This is a genomic window from Neobacillus pocheonensis, from assembly GCF_050477905.1.
Taxonomy (GTDB): domain Bacteria; phylum Bacillota; class Bacilli; order Bacillales; family Cytobacillaceae; genus Neobacillus; species Neobacillus pocheonensis_A.
In genome coordinates this window covers 83,172-106,642 of record NZ_JBCNAD010000045.1, presented here as the reverse complement: position 1 = coordinate 106,642, position 23,471 = coordinate 83,172, and the positions used below count along the sequence as shown (strand labels likewise).

Here is a 23,471-nt window from a genome sequence, read left to right as displayed (position 1 = left end):
TTAAGAATCCTGTAATGTCATTGAACTCTAAGGGTTTTTCTCTAAAATGAAAAAGGTAAACTATTATTACTGGAGGTCTGGAGTTCATGAAAAAAAGTTTGGCTGTTTTAACCCTAATCGTCTCTGTTTTCATGCTATCATTTTCAAATGTTTTTGCTGCCGGTCAAGGTAGTTCTAACCAAGAGACTGTGGTTCCTCTTGCAAAAGCTCACGCACATAACGATTACGAACATACGCGTCCATTAACAGATGCCCTGGAACATGGATTTACCAGTGTAGAAGCCGATGTTTGGCTTGTTGATGGAGAGCTCCTTGTTGCCCATGATAAAGAGGATATTCGACCGGATCGAACATTGAAATCCCTATATCTTGACCCATTGATGAAAAGAGTTAAAGACAATAAGGGAGCCGTCTATCCAGGATATGACAAAGAGTTTATCCTATGGATCGATGTGAAGTCGGAGGATGCAGCAACCTATCAAGTTATCCATGAACAGCTTACAAAATATCAAAATATGCTTACAAAGTTTTTGCCTTCAGGGGTAAAACCGGGGGCGATTACTGTATATATTTCAGGGAATCGTCCAAAAGAACTAATGGAGAGCCAGCCTGTTCGCTATGCAGCCTATGATGGACGAATGAGCGACCTCGAATCAGGTGCCTCCAATGAGTTTATGCCAATCATTAGTGATAACTGGACAAAACATTTTACATGGATGGGTGTAGGTGAGATGCCAAAAAATGAAAGGGAAAAACTAAATCATATCGTCGCAACCGCTCATGCTAATGGTCAGAAAGTCCGTTTTTGGGCGACTCCCGACAGCGCATCTCCAGAAAGAGATGCAGTATGGAAGGAACTTTTAAATGCGGGTGTGGATTTTATCAATACTGATGATTTAGCAGGCTTGCAGCTTTTCTTGTTGAAAAATGATCCTCATCCATCAGAACCTAATATTACTTGGGAAGATAGGAACAAAAATAATTTCTGATGATTGATTGTGATCATTTAAAATAATATTAGTAAATCAACCACTGGTGTTATATGTGAATTATCCATACAAATGTAAGGTGATGGCTGAGTGTCATCGCCTTTTTTTTGTGTAGGTATGACTTCCCAATGCCTTATTGTTTTAATTAGCATCCATTTAACCCCTTTTTTGTATTAACTAGGAATAAAAAACACTTAATAATGGTGCCTGTGCATAATTCTAATTCACTGTCACCGCCCGAATAATCTTGTTTCATAATATGGTTCTACATAAAACCCTCGAGTTTGTCCACAGAGTATATGTAGAAAAATACTGTTTTTACGCGAACCAGATTTTTTATGCAAGGAACATTAAATTCATATTTCTCCATCAACCTTTGAATACGCGCAAGACCATGGGGACGGTTCTTGTGGCTTAAAATAATGCCATATGAAACCATTAGAACCGTCCCCGTGGTTGTATGTGGTGTTCTACTTGACTGCGCCTGCTGTGAGCCCCTCCATGAACTGCCTCGAAGCGAAGAAGAATAGGAGAATCATCGGCAGAGACGACAGGGTTAGTCCTGCAAACAAGGTGCTCCAGTCCGCAGAATGTTCTCCAAACAAGGATAACATGCCAATCGGAATGGTTTTCTTGGCATCATCGGTGATGAAGATGAGCGGGAAGAAAAAATCATTCCAGGCACCGATAAAGTTTACGATCATCACGGTACCCAAGACAGGACGCATTAATGGAAAAATGATACTTCGGAGGATCCTAAAATCGCCGGCACCGTCGATACGCGCTGCTTCTTCGAGCTCATGCGGCAGTGTTTTAAAGAAACTCGTTAATATCAGAACGGCAAGGGGCAGCCCAGTTGCCGTGTACATACAAATCAAAGACAGCAAGTTGTTCGTCAATCCCAAGTTTTTCATTAACATATACAATGGGACAATCCCAAGCTTGATGGGTATCATCATCCCGAGCAGGAAGAAGAACAAAAGTCCTCCATTCCACTTGAAGGAGAAACGTGCAATATAAAAAGAGGCCATTGAACCGAATAGAATCACGAGCAACACACTTGCCACACTCACGATAATGCTGTTCGTAAAATAGGATCCGAATGGGACTTGGTCCAATAATTTCTTATAAGTATCCAAACTCCATGCGGACGGCATGGCAAACGGATTCTTGAAGATTTCAATGGTTGTCTTGAACGAACTTAAGAACATTAACAACAACGGATACAGGGCCAGTAAGGCAAAGATGACTGCGGCCAGGTACCATATTACTCGAGATGACCATGATGATTTCACTGTAACCCCTCCTATTGTTCAACTTCAAAGCGACGCATAAACTTCATTAATAACGCTGTAATCAGCGCGATCATCGCAAACAGAACCACTGCCAATGCAGACCCAAGACCCAGCGCGGAGCTGTCCGCACCCGAACCGCTGCCAAAAGCCAAACGGTAAAAATAAACAGCCAGGGTATCTGTCGAATAATACGGTTCACCCATCGATCCTTGCATCGCATACACAAGTTCAAACGCTTCAAACGATTGAATGAATGTCAGGACGGTCATGATGGTGATGCTCGGCATGACTAATGGGATAATAATTTTTCGTAATAAGGTCCATCCTGTCGCACCGTCTAATTTTGCGGCCTCCACTAGTTCTGCAGGGATATTTTGTAACCCCGCCAAGAATATCAAGGTCGCGAACCCGATGCCGAACCAGCAGTTCACCAAAATGATCGTGATGAGAGCGGTTTCTGGTTCACCAAGCCAGGCATGCTTCCAGGATGAAAGCCCAACCAAATCCAAAAATTTGTTCAGCGTCCCGAAATTTGGATTTAATATGAGTTTCCATAAGAAACCGACTACGATCACCGATAACAGGCGTGGTAAGAAAAACGCAATTTTGAAGAATCCCGTTCCTCGAATCCGTTTATATAACGCATAGGCAAGCAGAAACCCGATGCCGTTTTGGACAACCATTTCAATACCGAAGTACAAAAGATTGTGCTGTAAAGCATTCCAGAACAAACCGCTGAATGGCTCTGTCACAAATAATCTACGAAAGTTTTCAAGCCCGATAAATGCGCCTTTTGAAAACCCCTTCCAGGAAAAGAAGCTATAACTGAACGCCGCAAACAGCGGGTATACCACAAACACACTATAGACAAGTAATGCAGGAAGAGGGAACAGGTGAAGAATCCACCTGTTCCCCCTCTTTTTCTTCGCAGTCAAGACGGTTTTCGTATGAATGGTTAATTTTCCAGGGCTCGTCATCGAGTTCACCTAGTTCTGCGGCTTAAACCATGTATCAGCACTAGCCTTTACTTTTGCTGCTACATCAGCCGGTGTTGTTTTATCAAGGTACATACCTTGTAATTCTGTTTCTAAAGTCCCTTTTGTAGATGGTTCTCCAAGTGCAAAATTCACCAGCCAGAAGTACGGCACTGCGTCGCTGTTTGCCGCTTTTGTCAAGGAATCTACCAACTTATCGTCTGAGGATACACCAGGTACAGCGGAAATCATCTTGAACTCATTTGCGAATTTGTTACCAAATTCTTTCGTTGTCATAAATTCCAAGAACTTTTTCGCTTCTTCCTTATGCTTGGATTTCGCATTCAATGCATAACTGCCGTCCACCCAGCGAGTGACAGTCGGTTTGCCGCCTGTTGCGGATGGGATTGGGAAGAAACCAAAATCAAGATCCGGATTTAAGCTGCGGATTTGTTGAATTTCCCAGCTGCCCATTGGAAGCATGGCTGCTTGCTCTGTTGCAAACAAGGTACGAATATCATCCATTCCTAAACCTTGGGAGTTTTCAGGGAAGTATTTGTCTAAGTCTTTCAATACTTCAAAGCTCTTAACGATGGACGGATCATTCAATTGTTTTTTGCCGCTTACGAGGTCATCAATTGTCGCCTGTCCGCCAAATTGACCAGGACCTACCATGCCATGAAGCAAGGATAGCAGCCAAGATTCTTTTGTACCGTAAGCGATTGGTGTCACTTTTTTGGATTTTAATGTATCAGCCACTTTTATGAATTCATCCCACGTTTTTGGCACGTCAAGGTTGTACTTTTTGAAAATGGCTTTGTTGTAGAAAATTTGTGTCGTGGAGATATTGAGCGGCACCCCGTATTGTTTACCGTCCTTGCTTTGTGACGCCTGCAGCAGTTCTTTATCAAACGTATCGAGTCCTTTCAGACCATTCAACGGCTCTAAAAACCCTTCATCACCAAGTGAGATGCCGCTTCCATATGGACGCAAGTGAATTAAGTCCGGACCTTCTCCGCTTTGTAACGCCGTATTCAGTAGGGTGTTGTATTCTGTGTTTTTCGAAGGCTTGAATTCGATATGAATGTTCGGATACTTTTTGTTAAACTCAGCAATAACCGTTTTGTATGCCTCTGTATCCTCCGTACGCCAGCTTCCCATGGAGAGTGTCACTTCTTCTTGCTTTGAATCCGTACTCTTACCTGTTGTTTTCTCTTCGGTTTTGCTAGAACAGCCTGAAAGAATCAACGTGCCCGCAAATACTGATGCCGCTAACATTTTCCAACCCTTTTTCATCTCATGTCCTCCTTTTTTATCCATGACTTCTGTCATGAATCGTACGATATTTGATTAAAAGATAGATTCCCAACAAACGGAAAGACTCTGCTGTTTTACTTTGTATGTACGCTTTTTCGGATCCATCCGCCATGTTCGGCTAGTTTTTCTCTCGCCGACGCTGCATCACAGTTCGCCAAGATCATCACAATGGCCGTTTTGACGTGTTGATCTGCTTCCTCGAATGTACGGGAAGCCGTTTCGTAATCGACTTCTGTCGCATCCATGATGATACGTTTTGAACGTTCCACGAGCTTTTGGTTCGTCGGCTTCATATCCACCATGAGATTTTTGTAAACCTTCCCGATCCCGATCATGGATGCGGTCGATATCATGTTCAATACTAATTTTTGAGCCGTTCCCGCTTTCAAGCGCGTTGAGCCTGTCAGCACCTCTGGACCCGTTACGATTTCAATCGCGACATCAGCGTATTGACTGATGACAGCGTCTTTGTTGCAGGAAATACTACCTGTCGATGCGCCGATTTCTTTGGCGTATCGCATCGCCCCAACCACATACGGTGTACGGCCGCTTGCGGCGATCCCGATTATGGTATCTTTCGATGTAATAGTAAGCGCGTGCAAATCGTGCCTGCCCATTGCTTCGTTATCTTCAGCACCTTCAACGGCCACTTGGATCGCACTGATACCGCCTGCGATTAATCCTTGGACCATCTCAGGCGGGGTACTGAAGGTAGGAGGACATTCTGCCGCATCCAAAATACCAAGACGGCCGCTCGTGCCCGCACCGACGTATATCAATCTTCCACCTGTTTGAAAAGACGAGATGACACGTTGCACCAATCTTTCAATCTGGAGAATTTGGCCGCGGATGACCGTAGGAACACTGGCGTCTTCATCATTCATGATAGACAAGATATCGTGAGTGTTCATGGTATCGAGATGCATGGTTTGGAGATTAGATTTCTCGGTCGTTAGGGATTCTAACATGGATTTCACCTCTCTTGTGTAAAATATTATTTCATGGAATTATTATAACAATCTGAATTTTTAAATCAATATTAATTTTCAAAAAATATTTCTATGCTTGCTTGACCAGAAACGCGCCCTGTACCTTTTGGATGTGCGCAATCTACGTCAAACCGGCCATCGAGCATAAGCCTTTTATTTGTGAAAATTAAACTTTACAAACTACGAATCTTAAATCTATAATAATATTTGAAATTTTCTATTAATTTAAATTGTGTAAATGATGAAATATAGTTTTATTCATCAAGACAAATCTTCAGTCCAATTGAAATCCTTAAAAATAAAACGCTGCTAACTGAGGTTGTTGCTTTTTTGACAGCGTTTCCATTTTCTTGATTTGTTTTTGGCTCTCACTTGGAAGAATAGCGTCCGGTTTATTGAAATCGATTTTTGGGGGAGGAGAACTAAATTGACCCGAATTGCCCACAGTATTCACAGCAACAACTCTTTCTACAGCCTGGCCTGTCAGCCTTACACAAAGATAATCGACGAAGGAATCTGTTTCTACAGAGTCGAATGTGATGATGCAAGCGAAATATAGAGATCCCTTTCCAGTGTTGAGCAAGGCGAAACATCCTGAAGAAGTTGGATTTTCCTCAGAGAAACTGAAACAGGTTGATGAATGGATTCAGCAAGATGTCGACAATGGGTTTCCAGGCGCTGCTTTACTGATTATCAAAGATGGAAAAGTGGTAAAGAACACGGCTTATGGGTATTCGAAAAAATATGACGGCCTGATGCCAATGAGTCATGCTGAGAAAATAAAAGCCGATACCATGTTCGACTTGGCCTCAAACACCAAAATGTATGCAACCAATTACTCGCTGCAAAAGCTTGTTAGCGAAGGGAAAATCGATTTAGATGCCCGGGTGCGGCAATATATACCTGACTTTAAGGATGAGCCGGAAGACAAGATCAAAGGAAAGGATAGGCTGCGTCTTATCGACATCCTGCATCACAGTGCGGGTTTTCAAGCTGATCCTCAATATCATCATCCCACTGCAGCTGGTAGGCTTTATTCGCAAGATCGCGATAGGACGCTGAAAATGTTATCTAGAACACCTCTGCAATATGAACCAGGCACAAAGAACATATATAGTGATGTGGATTATATGCTATTAGGATATATTGTTGAAAAAGTGACCGGACAATTGCTTGACGATTATGTTGAAAATAACATTTACAGGCCACTAGGCCTTATGCATACCATGTTTAATCCTCTTCAAAAAGGTTTTAAACAAAAGGACTTTGCTGCAACTGAATTATTGGGCAATACTCGTGACGGAGTCATAAATTTTCCAAATATGCGGACATACACCTTACAAGGGGAAGTACATGATGAAAAAGCATTCTATTCGATGGATGGTATTTCTGGACATGCAGGACTTTTCTCTACCACAGACGACTTAGCTGTGTTATTGCAAGTGATGTTAAATGGGGGCGGATATGGGAAAGAGAAAGTATTTGATCAGCAAACCATTCATACTTTCGTCCGTCCATCTGAAACAAATCCAACGTATGGACTCGGGTGGAGAAGAAACGGTAATAGCAGCATGACGTGGATGTTTGGTCCGCATGCAAGCGAGACAGCAGTTGGACACACAGGCTGGACAGGGACAGTTACTATTATTGATTTCGAAAAAAATTTAGCTATTGCTTTACTGACCAATAAAAAGCATTCATCCGTTGTAGATCCAATAAAAGCTCCAAACACTTTTGCTGGGGATGTGTTCAACACCGGAAAATATGGCAGTGTGGTTACTGGCATTTATGAGGCTTTAACAGCAACTCCATCTTAATAAATCACGTTTAAGGTTACTGAAACCTGTATAGAAGCCTTATCTATACAGGTTTTATCATCTTCACAATTGATTAAAAATGGATGCAAATTTTTCTATACATAAACCAGCACGGGGTCTGAAAATTTTCATGTCAAGCCGCTGTGTTTCAATTTGCAATTTAAACGATGAAAAGAAAGAGTTGATGAATATGTCTTTTATGACTGGCGGACTAGTAAGGCTTTCAGAGTTGCTTCCGATACTGCCTCCATCTGAGAAAAAAATAGCCACATACATTTTAGAAAATCCGCAAGAGGCCCTTTCACTAACCACACATGAAATTGGGAAAAGAAGTTTTACCAGTGGAGCAGCTGTCATTCGACTATGTAAATCATTGGATTTAAAAGGTTTTCAAGATTTAAAGTTACGAATAGCCGGTGATTTACAAAAGGCTGCAGTTCAAGGATTTCGGGATATCGATCTGGATGAATCCCCCTTTTCGATTATTGAGAAAATGACGAGCAACAGCATTCAAGCGATAAAAGAAACGGCTGAACTAATAAGTCCGGATGAATTATCGAGAGCCGTTACTGTATTGCAAAATGCGCGTACCATTCATTTTTTTGGTGTCGGTGCCTCCAGCATTATTGCGCAGGATGCTCAGCAAAAATTTATGAGAATTGATAAATCAGCCACAGCATTCTCAGATTTCCATATGGCAGCATCTTTAGCGGCTATTACCCATAAGGATGACGTAGTTTTTGGAATTTCTTTTTCCGGCAATACATTTGAGGTGGTAAAAATTCTAGAGCTGGCGAACCGAAAAGGAGCACAAACCATAAGTTTAACAAAATACGGCCCTTCTTTGGTTTCTGAACAAGCAGACATTCGGCTTTATACTTCAAAAACAAAAGAAGCAGCCTTCCGAAGTGGAGCAACTTCTTCACGAATCGCCCAATTGCATGTGATGGATATTCTTTTTATGTCTGTTGCCTCTCAACAATACGAGAAAACACTAAGGCATATAGATGAGACAAGAGAAGCCATTGGTTTTTTAACAGAAAGCATTAAATATAGGAAAAAGAGATTTTTTTATGAAAATTCATAGATGACGGTGGGGAATGAAACATGACATATATGATCGGAATCGATGGGGGAGGTACAAAAACAAAGGCCACTTCATTTGATCTCACAACGGGGAAGACCCTCTTTTCAGTTCAAACTGGGCCTGCTAATTTCTCCGTTCAATATCAAGGCAGCATCGACCAGGTTCGAAAGTCAATCCAATTATGTATAGAACAGATGGGCGGGATTCAACCTGAACGGATTCTCTTAGGAGCCTCAGGTGCCCATTCAAAGGAGTTTTGTCAACAAATAAAAGTTCATCTCGTGGAAACCTTAAATTGCAAGCTTACTGTGATTGATGATGCGCAACTTGCCCATACTGCACTTCTTAAAGGGAAAGATGGCATTTTAGTCATCGCAGGAACTGGTTCGATTGCTTTAGGACGATATAATGGTGAAGAATGGCGTACTGGTGGCTGGGGGTATTTATTGGGGGATGAAGGAAGCGGATATTGGATCAGTAAAAAGGCCTTACAATTTGTCATGTTTCAATTGGAAATAAAAAATAACAATGATGTATTAACACAGGCAATTCTAAACTCGATTGAAGGCCAGAGCATGTCTGATATTAAAAGCTTTGTTTACTCAGCCTCTAAACAAGAAATGGCTAAAATATCAGAACTCGTTTATGATGCTGCACAAAAAAATTGTGAACCTGCTATATCCATTTTACGCGAAGCTGGAGAAAAATTAGCTCAGCTTGTAAAGAGAGCATTAACTATTCCGAATTCTTTACATTCTCAAATGAAGATTGCTGTATCTGGTAGTCTGTTGTTAAAAAATGATATCGTCTATGATTCATTTGAAAACATTATTAGACAAGATTTGCCGAAACATGAACTTGTACGAGAAAATCGTAATGTTTGTGAGGGCGTATTGTATTGTTAGACATTCCTTAAGGTGAATCGGGTTATGGAGCCCATGGGAAGAACGAAATCACCCCGCGATGGCTCTTGGGCAATCATCCATTTTGCGAAAAAATCCTACCCCTAAAATTACACAAAGGCCCGACTAGCTCCAATCCACTAGTCGGGCCTTTTCGCGCGCAAAACTTCCGATTGACCCAAAAGAACCGTCCCCGTGACGTTATTTAAAGGAGTGATGACCAAATGAAATTAAAATCTATTATTTGTTTTTTACGAAGACATCATAAATACAGTTATTATACTCATGAGTGCATTAGATGTGGTAAGAGAAGTAGTTATCACTCTATTAATATGAAATCCAATTAGAAAAGGACTCCTTAATATTGCCAAATCATTGGCAATATTAAGGAGTCCTTTTTTTATGATCTCAAAACAAGTGAAAAGGTATATTGGAAGTTACAAGAATAGTAGACATGAAAGAGAAGAGTTGACGGTTGAGGAGTAGTTTGGGAGTGAGGTGTAAGTGTGTAGGTGTAATCAAATCATTAAAAAAGTTAAATGGTTCCTTAAAGAAGATTAAATCAAGCGGGAAGAATTCTGTGAAGCCAAAGGGAAGCCAAAGAGAACTAGCCTCTTTGATTTGCTAAGAGGAGGAAAAGTTGGTATTGGTTATTGTATCATCGATGGTTCAGCAAGATTAACTTTTATTAACTTTACTTGAAAGGGGCAAAAAGATGAAAAAACCTCCCATTGCTTTAATGCGCCGTTCATTACAATGCAGCTTAGCTTTGTTGTTGACGACTTCCTTGTCTTTGATTAATGCCGAAGTTCCAGCGGTTGCAGCTTCCTGAAGTGTAACTGGAAATATAAGTGTTTCACCGGATGCTATATTGCGGACAATCCACTACAGTGACAATGAATCTTACTGGACAAAACGGAATTACCCAGAATCCTGTCGATGTGGAACTTGTTTTGGATACATCGGGAAGTATGCAGGGCATACCATTCACTAATTTAATAGCAGCAGCAAATAAATTTATTGACGTCCTTGATAAAGGATCATATGGAGTCCAAAATTGAGTGATTGGGAACGGAAACCACATTGGAATTGTTGGTTTCGATAGCAGTGCTTTTGTTAGAGCTCCCTTAACGAATAGTGCAAATCTCTATACTGTAACCTATAAAGCATATGATCAAGCTGGAAATTCCGTTATCAAATCCCAAGAAATTATTGTTCCACATGATAACTCGAACAAATAAACAGACCAAGGTAACGGTTCTCATGGTTTTTTTGAACCATGAGAACGGTCACTGTGGTGCTCTGTGGTGTTTTCAATTAATAAAAAAATATCTGTGATGAATCGATAAAATCCTTTGTAGGTGTTTAAGAATTATAGAGGATAAGTCAACGTAAGGATTTATTGGTTTAGAATGTTTATCCTCCATTAATAACCGATTATAATCGTTAAGCAGTTTGTCTAGTTCTTGGCTGCAATAGATGGTTTCTTCATTTTGAAGTCCTTTTCTCATTCCTAATTTAATCATCTCGACCTTTTTCTCATTTATAGCCTCTTCAAATTGTTCAAGTCTCATTGCATGTGTCACCTCGTAAACTATCAGCAAACTGATTTTAATTGAGATGAATTATAGCATTCTATACCTAATATGGAATAGATTCGATAAAACAAGATAAAAGAAGACAAAAATAGACAAGGACCATGGGGACGGTTCTCACGGCTTTTTTGTGTTATGAAGCATCCTTAGAATATTGGAACTCTATGCTGTAAGATGACCATGTGGACAATTCTTGAGGGTTTGTAAGAGGAAGGATCCAATGTTTTTTTGTTCGTTGTTGGACGAATTGACTTTCCTGATACATCTTAATTGAAGGTTAGGGATCGCGATGATTCGATCGCAACAATTTCGGCACACCTGAATTTTTAGATTCGTGATATGCAATGAATGAGACCAGGGGACGGTTCCTCTGGTTTTTGTCCGTTGTTTGACAAATTGACTTTCCCATCCAAAACCATGAGAACCGTCACTGTGGCTTTCTTCTAGGTATTTTCTCCTTAAGATTTTGTTTTTTCGGAATAAACACTACATTTTACATATTCTAATTTTATAATTTTATTACTATAATTATAGGACCTAGTTTAGGAGAGAAATTAAAATAGTTATCTATGTTTCTTTGTTTTGGACTTCATTCAAATTGGTTTCATTATCCATAAAAGGAGTTGTTTAAATGTCGATTTGGCTAATTGTTATTTCTCTAATTTTCGTCCTATTGATCATATTGGAGGAGGCAGGTCCTTATATCTTGCATCGTTATATAAATGGATTGAACAATGGGAAGCAACTGAAATTGAAGAAAAGAATGATGGACATTTTCACTTTTTTCAAGAAAAAACTTCAATCAGAAATACATGAAAATAAAGAAAAAAGTTCACAAGGTATTCTAAAATTTTTAAGGAGGGACTTCAAAAAGGATTTAGAGGTATTTATCTGTAAGGCCCTCATTAAGCCATTACGAATGATAAAAAGTGGCTATTTTAAAGGGAGTCAAGGCCCGGCAAATCATGAGGTGATAAGGTTCATCTGCAAATATTTGAAGGGATTCTCTATTACGAAGGTCATAAAAAAATCAAGCAACAACAGGCTTTGAATTTAAGAATGATAAAGTAAAAGGCTTAATGTATTTTTTAGATTGGAGGGAATAAAATGAATTTCAAGGCAAAGAAGCTCGCAGAAATAGGGGAACATATCCTTTTTAAGAATGGAATCCAAGGGGTCGTTGAGAAGGTCAAGGAAAATTCAGTGATTGTAAATATAACCGTAAATAGGACGGAATTGGATTTTGGAGGAAATAGAACAGTTGTATCACATAAAAATTACAAGGTTATTGATTTTGCATGAAGCGAAGGAAATCAATTATCCTCAATTTTATATGAAACTTTTTGTACTCATTCTATTCAAATTTGAATATGTAAGCATTTTCCTTTGGAAGAGATGAACAAATAGTAAATGACTTAATGAGTTTTGTACTCTGGGGGGGAATATAACAATTAGGGGGAACGACCGATGACAAATTATCAATCCTATCTAATGAACGAAAAGGAATTGAAACAATTATCATTAGGAACCGTTACCAAGATACTATTTGATTTACACTTACAAGATCCAAAACGATATTCCGCTGAATTTATCTTAAACGAATTATTTATCTTTTATAGTAACTTGCAATTGGATACGGAGGAAAAATAACAAAAAGCTTGGTATTTATTAACGGGTTTATAGAAGAGGTATAATCATTAAAATGACACGGAGAAACACACGGCATTTCAAATAGGAAAATACCGTATGTTTTTGCTCTTTTAAACAATCGTGTGCGTATCCGGAAAATGCAGATACGCTTTTTTAATTGCCTTTTATCAGTTGAATAACTCGAATCATTGTAACAGGGAAGGCCCAAGTTTTTGAAGGCGTGTTCCATTATGCTCTTTATGACGGAGAAAAAGTGCTGCTCGAAAATAAATACCAAACAGATGGTGCACCTGCCTGGGGAGAATTTGAAATCACTTTTGCAAAACAGTTAGTAACTACGAATGACATCAAATTGGAACTATATGTATTTTCAACGAAAGATGGTTCAAAAGTGGATACGTTAGAAATTCCCATTCCAAAACCTTAGTATTTTCCAGAAGTTTTTCGGGAACTACCTAATTATACTCCTGCAATAGTAGTGATAAAAAAGCAACATTCTAAAGGATAGAACAATTTGGGTAACGTATATTGGGCGGCGATACACGCTCCGCAAAGAAATGTGATAGTAGGAAAAAGGGCATCTTTTTAAGGGGGAAATCGACAATCTTTTCACCTTACTACATGGAAAAAGCCCATAGGAGATAGGCTGTAGCACTTTTTAATCAAACGTTTGACTAGTGTAGGAAAAGAAGAAAAATAGAAGAATCAAATAGCAGTGATTTCCTTCTATTTAATCAAACGATTATTTAGTATATCAGATACGAAAAATGGTCGATATTTGTCCTTTTAAAAGGAAAAACTCGCAATGTTGGGATAGGGATTAATTTTCATACAAATTTCAACAAATTTTCTATACGTTTGGTGGTGAGGATACTTACGTTTCAAGGAATGCGGCAATTCTAATCAAGCGTTTAATTGAAGGGGAAAATAGGGGAGAATGGGCGAAGTTTGTCATTTATAGACTTTGTATATTCATACTATTTCAAAAGGATACGCTTGTCCCTATTGATTTTTTTCATTTGCTTAACCTTTGAAATAATATAATCAGTGTCCATTGGAGCATGACCAAAAACGTACAAATCCGCATGGGTTAATGTCTAAAAGGCAACGTCAGGTCCTGCCATCCTTTTTCGGCCAACTGGTGCCTAGAAGACTATTGAAAGATGGTTACGCAACACTATAGGGGCTAAGGTCTTTGTGCTAAGTTTGCTAGTTGTCAAATACTAGTTAATTAGGTGATAAAGGGTACCTGATTTGGATAAATAAAAAGGCCTAATCCTTCGAGAATTAGAAGGACTAGGCTTTTTTTGTTAAAATAAAACAGTTTTTACTTGGTTGCGCTTTAATGGGACACTAAATTGATTGTTGTCCAATGCTAATGAGGCAATCGTTTTTTCGTGCAAGTTTCCTTCCTGTACATGGTCAACAGAACGATTCACTGTAAATGCTGCTTGCGTATCTGCTTCAGTCGGGTTGAAGAAGCGGAGAACGAAGCGGTCTTCCTTTTCTGCTTTTTTCAGTGTGCTTAAAACCGCAGCAGGGCTTGTTTCATTCAGGAAGCTAAAAGATAATGGTGTTTTTACACCAGACGCATTTAACTTCATAGCATTATACGGAATCTTATTATAGGTTTGGATCGGTGTCGTATATTCCTTTGCCATTCTACCGATGTTTGCTTTAGTTGTTGAGAGCTTATGTGTTGTAATCGCAAAATCTAGTTTGAGTTTCCCAATCATTTGCGAGTCAGGTGTCGGCAGTTTAATTCCGGATGGACGCCCTGGTCTTCTTAGCATTTCCTCTTTTCCTAAAAATCCAACACTGCGGAATAGCGTAATCGCGATTGTATCATAATTCTCCCCGACAATTTCATATTCTCTTGTGCTGTTGGTTAGAACACTTACACCATGTTCCTCATCAGACAGGCCGACGAATGACAGCATTGGATAAATGGAATCCGGACGCTCATCCCAATTTTCTTTTTCCCAATATTCCATCGCCGAATCATAGACATCTCGCTTAATGAAACCAAATTGGTTGTCAGATACCGAGAAGGAAGCGGCTATGCCAGTCGGAATCAAGGTGCGGAGACGGTGGTCGTTCGCCTGATTGTCTATTTCTGCATCAATTTTAATAATTGGCTGATGGTTTGGAATGGTTACCTTCCAGTGAACATCAACATAGCGATCGACTTTATTCATTTTTCGATTTTCTAAATCGCCAGGGACATCAAGCTTAACCTGAATGTCAATTTGGGCTTCATACTGATTTTGTGTCATTTTTATTTCAGCCTGGGCATTTTCACTATAAATAAGTTTTTCATCTAACAGAGGAGAGAAGTCATATTCGTCTCCATCATCGCCGCCGTTTTCTAATAGCAGCACATTGTTGAATTCTTTTTCAAGCTGTTTATCGTATATCTTTAGCGTGCCGTTTGGATTTACAGAAATAGTATAAAAGTCCGTTTCTACCATTTCTTTTTCCAGTAGGGTATTGGACATATTTGTCTCAGCGTTAACGACAAAGTATGTTTTATAGCCCATTGCTGGAATCAAATCTTTTAATTGAACGGTATATTGGAAAAATGGATCATAGTTTCCGTAGTGAACGATTTGACGGTCAATTAGGCCTGGATCCAGGATTTCTTTTTCCAATACCTCAAAAGGAATGGAGTTTCCGTCTGAATCTTCGAGAGTAAAGGAATTCAGTTTTGAAACAACTGTAGTGGTCACTACATCTTTACGCTCATATGGCAGTAGATTAAACGCTGTTAAGCGGTCATCATTTCGGTCAGTATCAATGGAATCCGTGATTTTCCGCTTATAAAATTCAATTAGTTGATCGGTCTTTTCCTCTGCAAGGAAGAATCGATTCATAATCTCACGATGCACCTTATCGGAGCAGCAGCAGCCAATACTGTCATGGGCATGGTTTTTCATGATTTCTTTCCAGATTAACTCGATCAAGCCATGATGGTATTCGAAGCCTAGCGAATAAGCAATGGAAGCTAGTGGCTCCAGGATATTCGTGAGTTTATTTTCGATTCGGGCGTTCGCTGCTTTAATATCCATTCGGGTAGAATAGATACTTCTGTGAACACGCATGTATTTTCCATCCAAAAATTCACCTTGAATGGTTGGCAGAGTTTGATTTTTTTCAAGTTCTGCAAAAACATTTTCGTATTTGCTTAGGAAAAATTCGCGGTCTGGGTAAAGCTTTTGCAGTTTTTCCATAATGGTAAAGATATTTTTTTGAATTGGCATTTGGTCATGGCCATTCGGCAGGATAATGTTTTCTGTTGTTGCGCCGCGGTCCAGAACGGTAAAATATTTGTCGATTCGTTCTTGTAGTTTTTCCTCATCCTCTGGCAGATATTTTCCGATCGCATAGCCTAGCGGGAATAGCTGTACTAACACTTTTGAGCCGTCATCGCTTTCCCAGTAGAATTCAGTCTTGTCCGTGCCATGGCGTTCGGATGTTCCGCGCCAGAAAATAGAGTACTTAATATCAAATCCATTTAGAATTTGCGGCATTTGGGAGGATTGGCCAAAAGAATCGGGAAGGTAGCCAATCATCATTGGCTGGCCAAATTCCTCGGTATCCTTTAATCCGTAAAGTAAGTTGCGGACGATGGATTCGCCGCCAACGACCATTTCATCTGTTTGCGTATACCAGGGGCCGATAATGAGTTTGCCATCTTGGACGAGTTTTTTTACGCGCTCTTTATTTTCTGGTTTTACAGCAAAGTAGTCTTCAAGGATCGAAGTTTGGCCATCCAATACGTAGTAAGGGTAGTCTGGATTGTTTTCGAGCATTTCCATGATTTCTTCCATGTTGTTAACAAGTAAAATTCGAGACTCTTCGGTTGAAAAGTACCACTCTCTGTCCCAATGCATATGGGGTACGATATGAACTTTTTTCATGATGTCCTCCAAATATCAATGGTACCTAGCGAGTTGTTCTCTAGGTACCATATGTTTTTGTTGTGATCTTTACTGATTGAAATTCCGTTTCGCAGATAAAATCGATTTTTTCGCAGATAAATTGTATCTTTTCGCAGATAAATGACTAGTTTTCGCAGATAAATCCTAAATTTTCGCAGATAAACTGCTTTTGATTGGAAAACCAATCCCTTTTTTTAAAAAAACTACCCTTTCTAAGCTGCTTTTGCAGCTGAAATCTCTTTGTTTTCTTTTTTTAGCTTATTTTTTCGGGTTGCAATTAATAGGACCATTGAAATTAGGGCTCCGATTAAGGCTGCACCAAGCCAAATGCTTGCAGCAAGTAGAGCTGGTTGTCCTTTTAATAAAGCTAGGGAGAAAATTCCTGCGCCAGGAACGTTTAATCCGATATTAAAGTAAGCGACAATCGCACCTGTTACTGCAGAACCTGCAATTAAGGATGGAATTACGCGTAATGGATCATTGATCATAAATGGAATTGCCCCTTCGGTGATACCTGCTAAACCTAAAAGCCATGTTTGTTTGCCAATTTCTTGTTCTTGTTTCGTAAAGTACCGTTTGCCGATAATAGTTGCGCCTGTTACCGAGAAAGCTGATACCATTTTTACAGAAGCAAAGGCAGCGTAAGGAATGAAGTTTCCACTTGCCATTGCGCCGATACAGAAGGTATAAGCTGCTTTATTGACTGGGCCGCCTAGGTCAAAAGAAACCATTGCGCCAAGAATCGCTCCTAAAATGAGGGCGTTCGCACCAGATAAACTGCCGAGCCAGTCGATTAAACCTTGATTAATCATGGCCAGTGGTTTGCCAATTACGAATAGCATGATGGAACCGACGACCAGTGTTCCGACAACTGGGTATACCCAGAAGCTAATGAAGCCTGCAAATGTTCCTTTTGGTTGAATTTTTTTCTTTAAGAACTTTAAGAAGAAACCAGCTAAGAAACCACCGAGCATACCGCCTAAGAATCCGGAGCCAATTAAGTTGGCTGCCACACCAGCCGCAAAACCAGGTCCAAGTGCTGGTTTATCTGCAATCGCATAAGCCATATAAGCTGCTAATATCGGAACCATTAGCTGTCCAAGTAGTCCGCCGCCAAGCTGTCTTAATAGCCATAGCCAAGAACCTTCTTGTGCATATACGTCTTGTAAATCAAATGCTTGAGAAATCAATACCGCTGCCGCTAAGGTCATCCCGCCGGCAACAATGACGGGAATAATATAAGAAATACCTGTTAAAATTGAGTCTTTAATTTCTGTTTTAAATGATTTTTCACCGCTTTCTTCAGCCTCAGCGGTTTGAGTTGGATTGTACTTTTTCTTCGGTGTCGCTTCCGCCTTTTCTAGTGCTTGATGAATTAGGTCTGTCGCGTTTCTAAGTGGTGCTGCGACCGATGTTTTTACCTTTGGCAAGTGTGCGAAGCGTTCTTCACTTTTAACGGCAACGTCATTGGCGAAGATAACCGCGTCCGCCTTATTCAACAGGGCTATTGTGTGGCGGTCTTCAATGCCGTTTGCCCCTTGCTTTTCAACAAATACATCAACGCCTAGTTCCTTACCGGCTTTCGTTAGCGCTTCCGCTGCCATATAAGTATGGGCAATTCCTGCCGGACAGGCTGTGATGGCTAAAATTGTTTTGTTCAATTTTTTAACGGTTGCTTTTGGAGATTCTGTTTCTGTTTTATCTAATTGGTTGAAAAGTTCTGTATTTGTCTTTGCATGTAACAGTCTGTTTTTATATTCTTCGTTTGACAATCTTCTAACGAATTCCGCTAGCAATGTAAGATGGGTTGAGCCTGCCTCATTTTCTGGAATGGCAAGCAGGATAACAAGCTGTACCTTGTTTGTTGGATCAATGCTTTCCCAGTCTGTTACTGGGGTTTTAAGGGTCGCTATAGCAAAAGCGGCTTCCTTGACGGCTGTCGATTTGCCGTGAGGAATAGCAAGTCCGCCTTCAAACCCTGTGGGTGACATCTTTTCTCTATCGAAAACAGATTGAAGAAATTCTTTTTCAGAATGTAATTTTCCAGCTTCACCTAGCTGCTTGACCAAGTACTGGATAACTTCTTTTTTAGAGCTGAAGCTTTTTCCGGTACTGATTAAGCTTGGTGAGGTAAGTGCTTGTAGTTGCATATGGTTTACCTCCTTATTTTTCGTGAAAGTGTTTTCAATTCCTGGGTCTATCGTAGCAAAAAAAAAATAAGAAGATCGATTCTTCTTATTTTTACACAGTGGTTTATATATTAAGCGTTTTCACGTGTATATGTACACATTTTTAAAAGTGGTCCCAATAATATTGCGATAATGTTTGCAGAACAATCATCACTGGTGTTCGGTCCGTAATATTGTAACCGTTTTTGATTTTTTTTGGTGCATAGCAAAATAGATTGACTGCAGCAGTTTCTTGAAGAGAGTTCCTCGTAAAGTGTGTTAATGAAATAATCGGAATTTCTCTTTGATCCGCTATTTCAGCCATTTCGAGAATTTGCGGTGTTTCACCGGATAGGCTGATGAGAAACAAAACATCGTGTTTCGTCATTTGATCAAGCATGTGAACCATTTCATGGCGGTGAATAAAGTGTTGGGAGGTTTTCCCTACTACTCTCAGGTTCCGGACCATGATGTCGCAAAAATCAGCCGTGTCACCAACACCAAAGAAGATGACATGCTTTGCGTCATGAAGCATTTTCGCCGACGTTTCGATTCGTTCCAAGTCGATGAGTTCGAAGGTTTTCTGGATAAAAAAATAAGAACTATCCTCAACAGGTGCTTTGGCAGATTCCAGTTCTTCCTTAATACTATTTTTGAGGTGTGAGAATCCATCATATCCAAGTTTTTTAGATAGTCTTGTTATCGTATTCGGTACAGTATAGAGACTGGCTGCTAAGGATTGAATGGATTGGTTCACGAAATCTTCTTTGTTTTTTTCGATATATTCAATAATTTGATCATCAGTATCATTTAATTTGTATTCATACTTATGGACGCGCTCTTCAAATTGCAAGTTTATTCACCTCAGTGGGATTATTATAGCAAATAATGAAGGCTGTTTCACCACCGGGTGTGGTATATTGCATGTTGGGGAGGCTTAACTGAAAAGAAGCAAAACCACCAATTTAGTTAGGAGGTAGAAGATGAATATTTTAGTTGCGATGGACTCCTTAAAGGGAAGTCTTTCATCTTTAGAGGCAAATAAGGTGATTGCAGAAGGATTTTTACAAGCTCATGCGGCGTTCAACATTCAGACTGTGCCGATTGCCGATGGCGGGGAAGGTACGGTTGAAGCTCTCGTCCATGCGACAGATGGACGCTTTGTCAATACTGTTGTCACAGGGCCATTAGGTAAGCGAGTGAAGGCTAGATACGGAATTTTAGGGGATCAGGTGACAGCGGTCATTGAGATTGCCGAAGCCAGTGGCCTGCCTTTATTAAAGAAGGAAGAGCGGAATCCTTTTATCACCACATCCTTTGGTGTTGGAGAGATGATTTTGGAAGCGATTGATAAAGGCTGCCGTGATTTAATTATTGGACTTGGCGGTAGTGCCACCAATGATGCCGGAGTCGGAATGCTTCAAGCGCTAGGATACCAATTTTTGAATAAGGAAGGTTTAAATGTCGGTCATGGCGGTGCTGAGTTGAAGAGCATTGTCAAAATAGATGTCAGTTCAGTTCCTGAAATATTGAAACAGGTGAGGTTTCGAGTAGCTTGTGATGTCAATAACCCTCTCTATGGGGAAAATGGTGCGGCCTGCATTTATGGACCACAGAAAGGGGCCACTCCTGAAATGGTCAAGGAATTAGATAATGCTCTTAAACATTTTGCTGAAGTGGTTTTGGAACAGTTCGGCACCGATTTACAGGGGATTTCCGGGGCAGGTGCTGCAGGTGGATTGGGTGCAGCCTTTGCTGGGTTCTTAAATGCTGAATTGGAATCCGGTGTACGCCTTATCCTTGATCAGGCACGTCTGGAGGAGAAGCTTCAGGGAGTGAACCTTGTTATCACGGGTGAAGGCAAGCTGGATGGACAAACCTCGATGGGTAAAGCTCCAGCGGGTATTGCGCTTCTAGCCAGGAAGCACGGAATACCTGTAATTGCGCTTGCTGGTGATGTGTCAGAAGGGAATCCTTCTTTGCATGAGTCCGGAATAAGCGCTTATTTTACGATTGTAAGCGGTCCTATTGACTTAGATAGAGCAATGAATTCAGAAGTAACTCGTATGAATTTGAGACGGACAGCTGAGCAAATTGGCAGGGTTTATGGTGTGTTCATGAATTAGTAGGGGAGGAGTAAAGCATTATTCCCGGGTGACCTGAAATCAAATTCTAAAGAACAAAAAAATATTTTCAAAAAAAGTTGTAAACGGTAACAAACACATGTTATTATGAATCCAAGTTCCAAAAACGTTTTCGGAAATTTAGGTGAATAACATGACTTCAATTAAAGATATCGCTCGAAAAGCTGGAGTATCTGTATCGACAGTTTCTAGGGCACTGAATAATTACCAGGATGTTAATCCACAAACAAGAGAGAAAATCATGCAGCTGGCAAAAGAATTAAACTATTTTGCGAATGCAGCTGCCAAAAGTTTAGTACAAAAGCGCTCTTACACCATTGGGATTTTCTTTGGTGATCAAAAGAATTCTGGTTTTGATCATCCGTTCTTTATCGAAGTAATCTCAGCTGTCAGAGAGGTAGCAGGCAATGCAGGATATGACTTGTTGATTTTTACCAATTCCCACAAACAAAGAGCCACCTATACGACACTTTGCAGAGAACGCGGCGTTGACGGGGTATTCTTGATTTTGACCGGGGAAGGGAAAAAGAAAAATGAACAGCTCCTTGAATTACAGGAAAGCGGCATCCCATGCGTAGCGATTGATTTACCTTTAGAGGGTGAAAGATGCAGCTATGTAGAGTCAAACAACTACTTAGGAGCGAAGAAAGCGGTTAACTATTTGTTAGGATTGGGGCATAAAAAGATTGGCTTCATCGGTGGGGATGAGATTGGTAAACTAAGTTTTGACCGGCTATACGGTTATAAAGCTGGACTAGGCGAAGGTAAAATTGAAGTTGATTCTGATCTAGTGAAGCTTGGGTATTTCTCAGATGAAAAAACAAAAGAAGCCACTCAAGCCGTTATAAAGAAACATCAAGATGTTACGGCATTGTTTGTCGCTAGTGATAGCATGGCACTTGTTGTGATGGAAACGTTGATGGAAAATGGCTATCGCGTACCTGAAGACATTTCTGTTATTGGGTTTGATGATATTAAAGAAGCGTCTCAGCATAAGCCAGCACTAACGACAGTGAGACAGTCAAAGTATGAAATGGGTAGTGAAGCGATGCGTTTATTGATGAAAATCATTGACGACGCTGCCTATCGACCATACCCAGTGGTAGTACCTTGTGAGCTAATTATTAGAGAAACAACGGCTCCTTGTAAGAAATAATTTTTTTTGCCTTTTACCAAAAACGTTTTCGGTGGAAGGCCAAAATATATACAAATGAGGTGATCATTTGAAAATAGCGTTAGCCCACTTTCGAGTTGGTGAAACCGATGGAGTTTCACTTGAAATGGAAAAATGGAAGTTGATTTTTGAACGAATGGGGCATGAGGTTGTCTTTTTAGCAGGCAGTGAAGGGTTAACAAATTCATTTATCATTGAAGAGCTTCACTATAAGCATCCTATTAATGACCGCATTGTAGAGAATGCTTATGACAACCTGAAGGATTATCCTGACGAAGCTTCATTGAAAAAAGAAATCCTCGAGTTTGCCCAAAAAATTGAGCAAAAGCTTCTGGAATTTATCGAAAAAGAAAAGATTGACGTGATGATTCCAAATAATATTTTGTCTTTAGGCTGGGGATTGCCAGCGGGGATTGCTTTTACGAATGCGGCGAAAAAATCAGGGATAAAGTTTGTCGCCCATCACCACGATTTCCATTGGGAAAGAGATCGGTATAGTCATCCAACGTGCAGCTTTATCCAAGAGTATCTTGAGGAATACTTTCCACCAAATCTAGCTAACATCACTCATGTTGTCATCAACCATATCGCTAAGGAAGAGCTGGAAAAACGAAAAGGAATTATAGCAACGGTTGTTCCAAATGTTTTTCATTTTGAAGGTGACGCTTGGAAGGTTGATGAGTATAACCAGGATTTTCGAAAGTCGATCAATGTAGGGGAAGATGACATTCTTGTTTTGCAAGCTACTAGAATCACGGAAAGAAAAGCGATTGAGCTTGGAATTGAAGTGGTAGGTGAACTGCAAAATGCCGATCATCTAACCAAAATGAAGCAGCTTTATAATGGGAAATCGTTCAGTGAAAACAGCAGAATTGTATATGTTTTGGCAGGGTTACCTGAATCGACTCCGCAATATCTCGAACACTTAAAGAATAAGGCGGAAAGTCTTGGTGTAGATATCAGGTTTGTGAATGATAAAATCGACCATTCCAGAAGAATCGAAAATAATGAAAAGGTTTACTCCTTATGGGATGCTTACGTATTTTCGGATTTGGTTACCTACCCTAGCATTTTAGAGGGCTGGGGGAACCAGCTGTTAGAGGCGGTTTTTGCCAAAAAACCGATGGTGGTTTATGAATATCCGGTCTATTTGACCGACATTCAAGATAAAGGGTTCTCATTTATATCTCTTGGTGACACACATACTATTAATAATCAAGGTTTAGTAGAAATCCCGAATGAAAAAGTAGTTTCAGCAGGATTGAAAGCGAATCAAATCCTATCTGATGAAAAGCTGTATAAGGATGTAACGGAAAACAACTTTGAAATGGCAAAAAAATATTATTCCTATGAAGCTCTATATAAATACCTTCATAGTCTTCCAATCTTCAATAAAGCAGCATTGCCGCTTTAATTGTGTATAAAAAAT

21 protein-coding genes are annotated in these 23,471 nt (G+C 40.0%); 13 read left to right on the top strand and 8 right to left on the bottom strand.

Annotated features, from left to right (window positions below):
- The first annotated feature begins 86 nt into the window (after window positions 1-86).
- Window positions 87-989: a phosphatidylinositol-specific phospholipase C/glycerophosphodiester phosphodiesterase family protein gene (locus ABES02_RS23565; protein ID WP_430140158.1), complete on the top strand. Its 903-nt coding sequence runs from the start codon at window positions 87-89 to the stop codon at window positions 987-989.
- A 470-nt stretch (window positions 990-1,459) separates the two neighbouring features.
- Here the strand turns inward: ABES02_RS23565 and ABES02_RS23560 are convergent, their stop codons facing one another.
- From ABES02_RS23560 to murQ, 4 genes are all read right to left on the bottom strand, one after another.
- Complete coding sequence (locus ABES02_RS23560; RefSeq protein WP_430140157.1) at window positions 1,460-2,284, bottom strand: carbohydrate ABC transporter permease; 825 nt, start codon at window positions 2,282-2,284, stop codon at window positions 1,460-1,462.
- Between the two features lie 11 nt (window positions 2,285-2,295).
- The gene (locus ABES02_RS23555) at window positions 2,296-3,261 is read right to left on the bottom strand and encodes a carbohydrate ABC transporter permease (protein ID WP_430140156.1); all 966 of its coding nucleotides are present in this window, start codon (window positions 3,259-3,261) and stop codon (window positions 2,296-2,298) included.
- Between the two features lie 9 nt (window positions 3,262-3,270).
- Entirely contained in the window at window positions 3,271-4,554 is a 1,284-nt protein-coding gene (locus tag ABES02_RS23550) for an ABC transporter substrate-binding protein (protein WP_430140155.1), read from the bottom strand.
- A 95-nt stretch (window positions 4,555-4,649) separates the two neighbouring features.
- Complete coding sequence (gene murQ, locus ABES02_RS23545) at window positions 4,650-5,543, bottom strand: N-acetylmuramic acid 6-phosphate etherase (protein WP_430140154.1); 894 nt, start codon at window positions 5,541-5,543, stop codon at window positions 4,650-4,652.
- Window positions 5,544-6,103: 560 nt separating this feature from the next.
- On the opposite strand from murQ, the gene pbp4b reads away from it, so the two are divergent.
- The 5 genes from pbp4b (at window position 6,104) to ABES02_RS23520 (ending at window position 10,611) form a co-directional block, all read left to right on the top strand.
- Complete coding sequence (gene pbp4b, locus ABES02_RS23540; protein WP_430140153.1) at window positions 6,104-7,381, top strand: penicillin binding protein PBP4B; 1,278 nt, start codon at window positions 6,104-6,106, stop codon at window positions 7,379-7,381.
- 190 nt (window positions 7,382-7,571) lie between these two features.
- Window positions 7,572-8,468, top strand: a complete 897-nt coding sequence (locus ABES02_RS23535; RefSeq protein WP_430140152.1) for a MurR/RpiR family transcriptional regulator — start codon at window positions 7,572-7,574, stop codon at window positions 8,466-8,468.
- Window positions 8,469-8,488: 20 nt separating this feature from the next.
- A complete protein-coding gene (locus tag ABES02_RS23530; RefSeq protein ID WP_430140151.1) occupies window positions 8,489-9,373 on the top strand; it encodes an N-acetylglucosamine kinase in 885 nt (294 codons plus the stop codon).
- A gap of 848 nt (window positions 9,374-10,221) precedes the next feature.
- Window positions 10,222-10,431 carry a hypothetical protein gene (locus ABES02_RS23525; protein WP_430140150.1) on the top strand — a complete coding sequence of 70 codons (210 nt, stop codon included), beginning with the start codon at window positions 10,222-10,224 and terminating at the stop codon, window positions 10,429-10,431.
- Window positions 10,432-10,611 (top strand): hypothetical protein, encoded by a 180-nt coding sequence (locus ABES02_RS23520; protein ID WP_430140149.1) that lies wholly within the window; start codon window positions 10,432-10,434, stop codon window positions 10,609-10,611.
- 72 nt (window positions 10,612-10,683) lie between these two features.
- Here the strand turns inward: ABES02_RS23520 and ABES02_RS23515 are convergent, their stop codons facing one another.
- The gene (locus ABES02_RS23515; protein ID WP_430140148.1) at window positions 10,684-10,944 is read right to left on the bottom strand and encodes a Spo0E family sporulation regulatory protein-aspartic acid phosphatase; all 261 of its coding nucleotides are present in this window, start codon (window positions 10,942-10,944) and stop codon (window positions 10,684-10,686) included.
- A 772-nt stretch (window positions 10,945-11,716) separates the two neighbouring features.
- On the opposite strand from ABES02_RS23515, the gene ABES02_RS23510 reads away from it, so the two are divergent.
- The 4 genes from ABES02_RS23510 (at window position 11,717) to ABES02_RS23495 (ending at window position 13,042) form a co-directional block, all read left to right on the top strand.
- On the top strand, window positions 11,717-12,016 hold the full coding sequence (locus ABES02_RS23510) for a hypothetical protein (RefSeq protein WP_430140147.1): 300 nt from the start codon (window positions 11,717-11,719) through the stop codon (window positions 12,014-12,016).
- A gap of 56 nt (window positions 12,017-12,072) precedes the next feature.
- A complete protein-coding gene (locus ABES02_RS23505; RefSeq protein WP_430140146.1) occupies window positions 12,073-12,267 on the top strand; it encodes a DUF2187 family protein in 195 nt (64 codons plus the stop codon).
- Window positions 12,268-12,432: 165 nt separating this feature from the next.
- Entirely contained in the window at window positions 12,433-12,615 is a 183-nt protein-coding gene (locus tag ABES02_RS23500; RefSeq protein WP_430140145.1) for a hypothetical protein, read from the top strand.
- A gap of 175 nt (window positions 12,616-12,790) precedes the next feature.
- A complete protein-coding gene (locus ABES02_RS23495) occupies window positions 12,791-13,042 on the top strand; it encodes a Gmad2 immunoglobulin-like domain-containing protein (protein WP_430140169.1) in 252 nt (83 codons plus the stop codon).
- An 883-nt stretch (window positions 13,043-13,925) separates the two neighbouring features.
- Here the strand turns inward: ABES02_RS23495 and mngB are convergent.
- The 3 genes from mngB to ABES02_RS23480 all read right to left on the bottom strand — a co-directional run bounded on the left by mngB (window position 13,926) and on the right by ABES02_RS23480 (window position 19,577).
- Window positions 13,926-16,535 (bottom strand): mannosylglycerate hydrolase, encoded by a 2,610-nt coding sequence (gene mngB, locus ABES02_RS23490; protein WP_430140144.1) that lies wholly within the window; start codon window positions 16,533-16,535, stop codon window positions 13,926-13,928.
- A 233-nt stretch (window positions 16,536-16,768) separates the two neighbouring features.
- Complete coding sequence (gene mngA, locus ABES02_RS23485) at window positions 16,769-18,706, bottom strand: PTS 2-O-a-mannosyl-D-glycerate transporter subunit IIABC (protein ID WP_430140143.1); 1,938 nt, start codon at window positions 18,704-18,706, stop codon at window positions 16,769-16,771.
- A 142-nt stretch (window positions 18,707-18,848) separates the two neighbouring features.
- Window positions 18,849-19,577, bottom strand: a complete 729-nt coding sequence (locus ABES02_RS23480) for a MurR/RpiR family transcriptional regulator (protein WP_430140142.1) — start codon at window positions 19,575-19,577, stop codon at window positions 18,849-18,851.
- 130 nt (window positions 19,578-19,707) lie between these two features.
- Between ABES02_RS23480 and ABES02_RS23475 the strand changes: the two genes are divergently transcribed.
- The 3 genes from ABES02_RS23475 (at window position 19,708) to ABES02_RS23465 (ending at window position 23,456) form a co-directional block, all read left to right on the top strand.
- The gene (locus ABES02_RS23475) at window positions 19,708-20,850 is read left to right on the top strand and encodes a glycerate kinase family protein (RefSeq protein WP_430140141.1); all 1,143 of its coding nucleotides are present in this window, start codon (window positions 19,708-19,710) and stop codon (window positions 20,848-20,850) included.
- A 151-nt stretch (window positions 20,851-21,001) separates the two neighbouring features.
- A complete protein-coding gene (locus tag ABES02_RS23470; RefSeq protein WP_430140140.1) occupies window positions 21,002-22,024 on the top strand; it encodes a LacI family DNA-binding transcriptional regulator in 1,023 nt (340 codons plus the stop codon).
- A gap of 67 nt (window positions 22,025-22,091) precedes the next feature.
- Window positions 22,092-23,456: a glycosyltransferase gene (locus ABES02_RS23465; RefSeq protein ID WP_430140139.1), complete on the top strand. Its 1,365-nt coding sequence runs from the start codon at window positions 22,092-22,094 to the stop codon at window positions 23,454-23,456.
- Window positions 23,457-23,471: the final 15 nt, after the last annotated feature.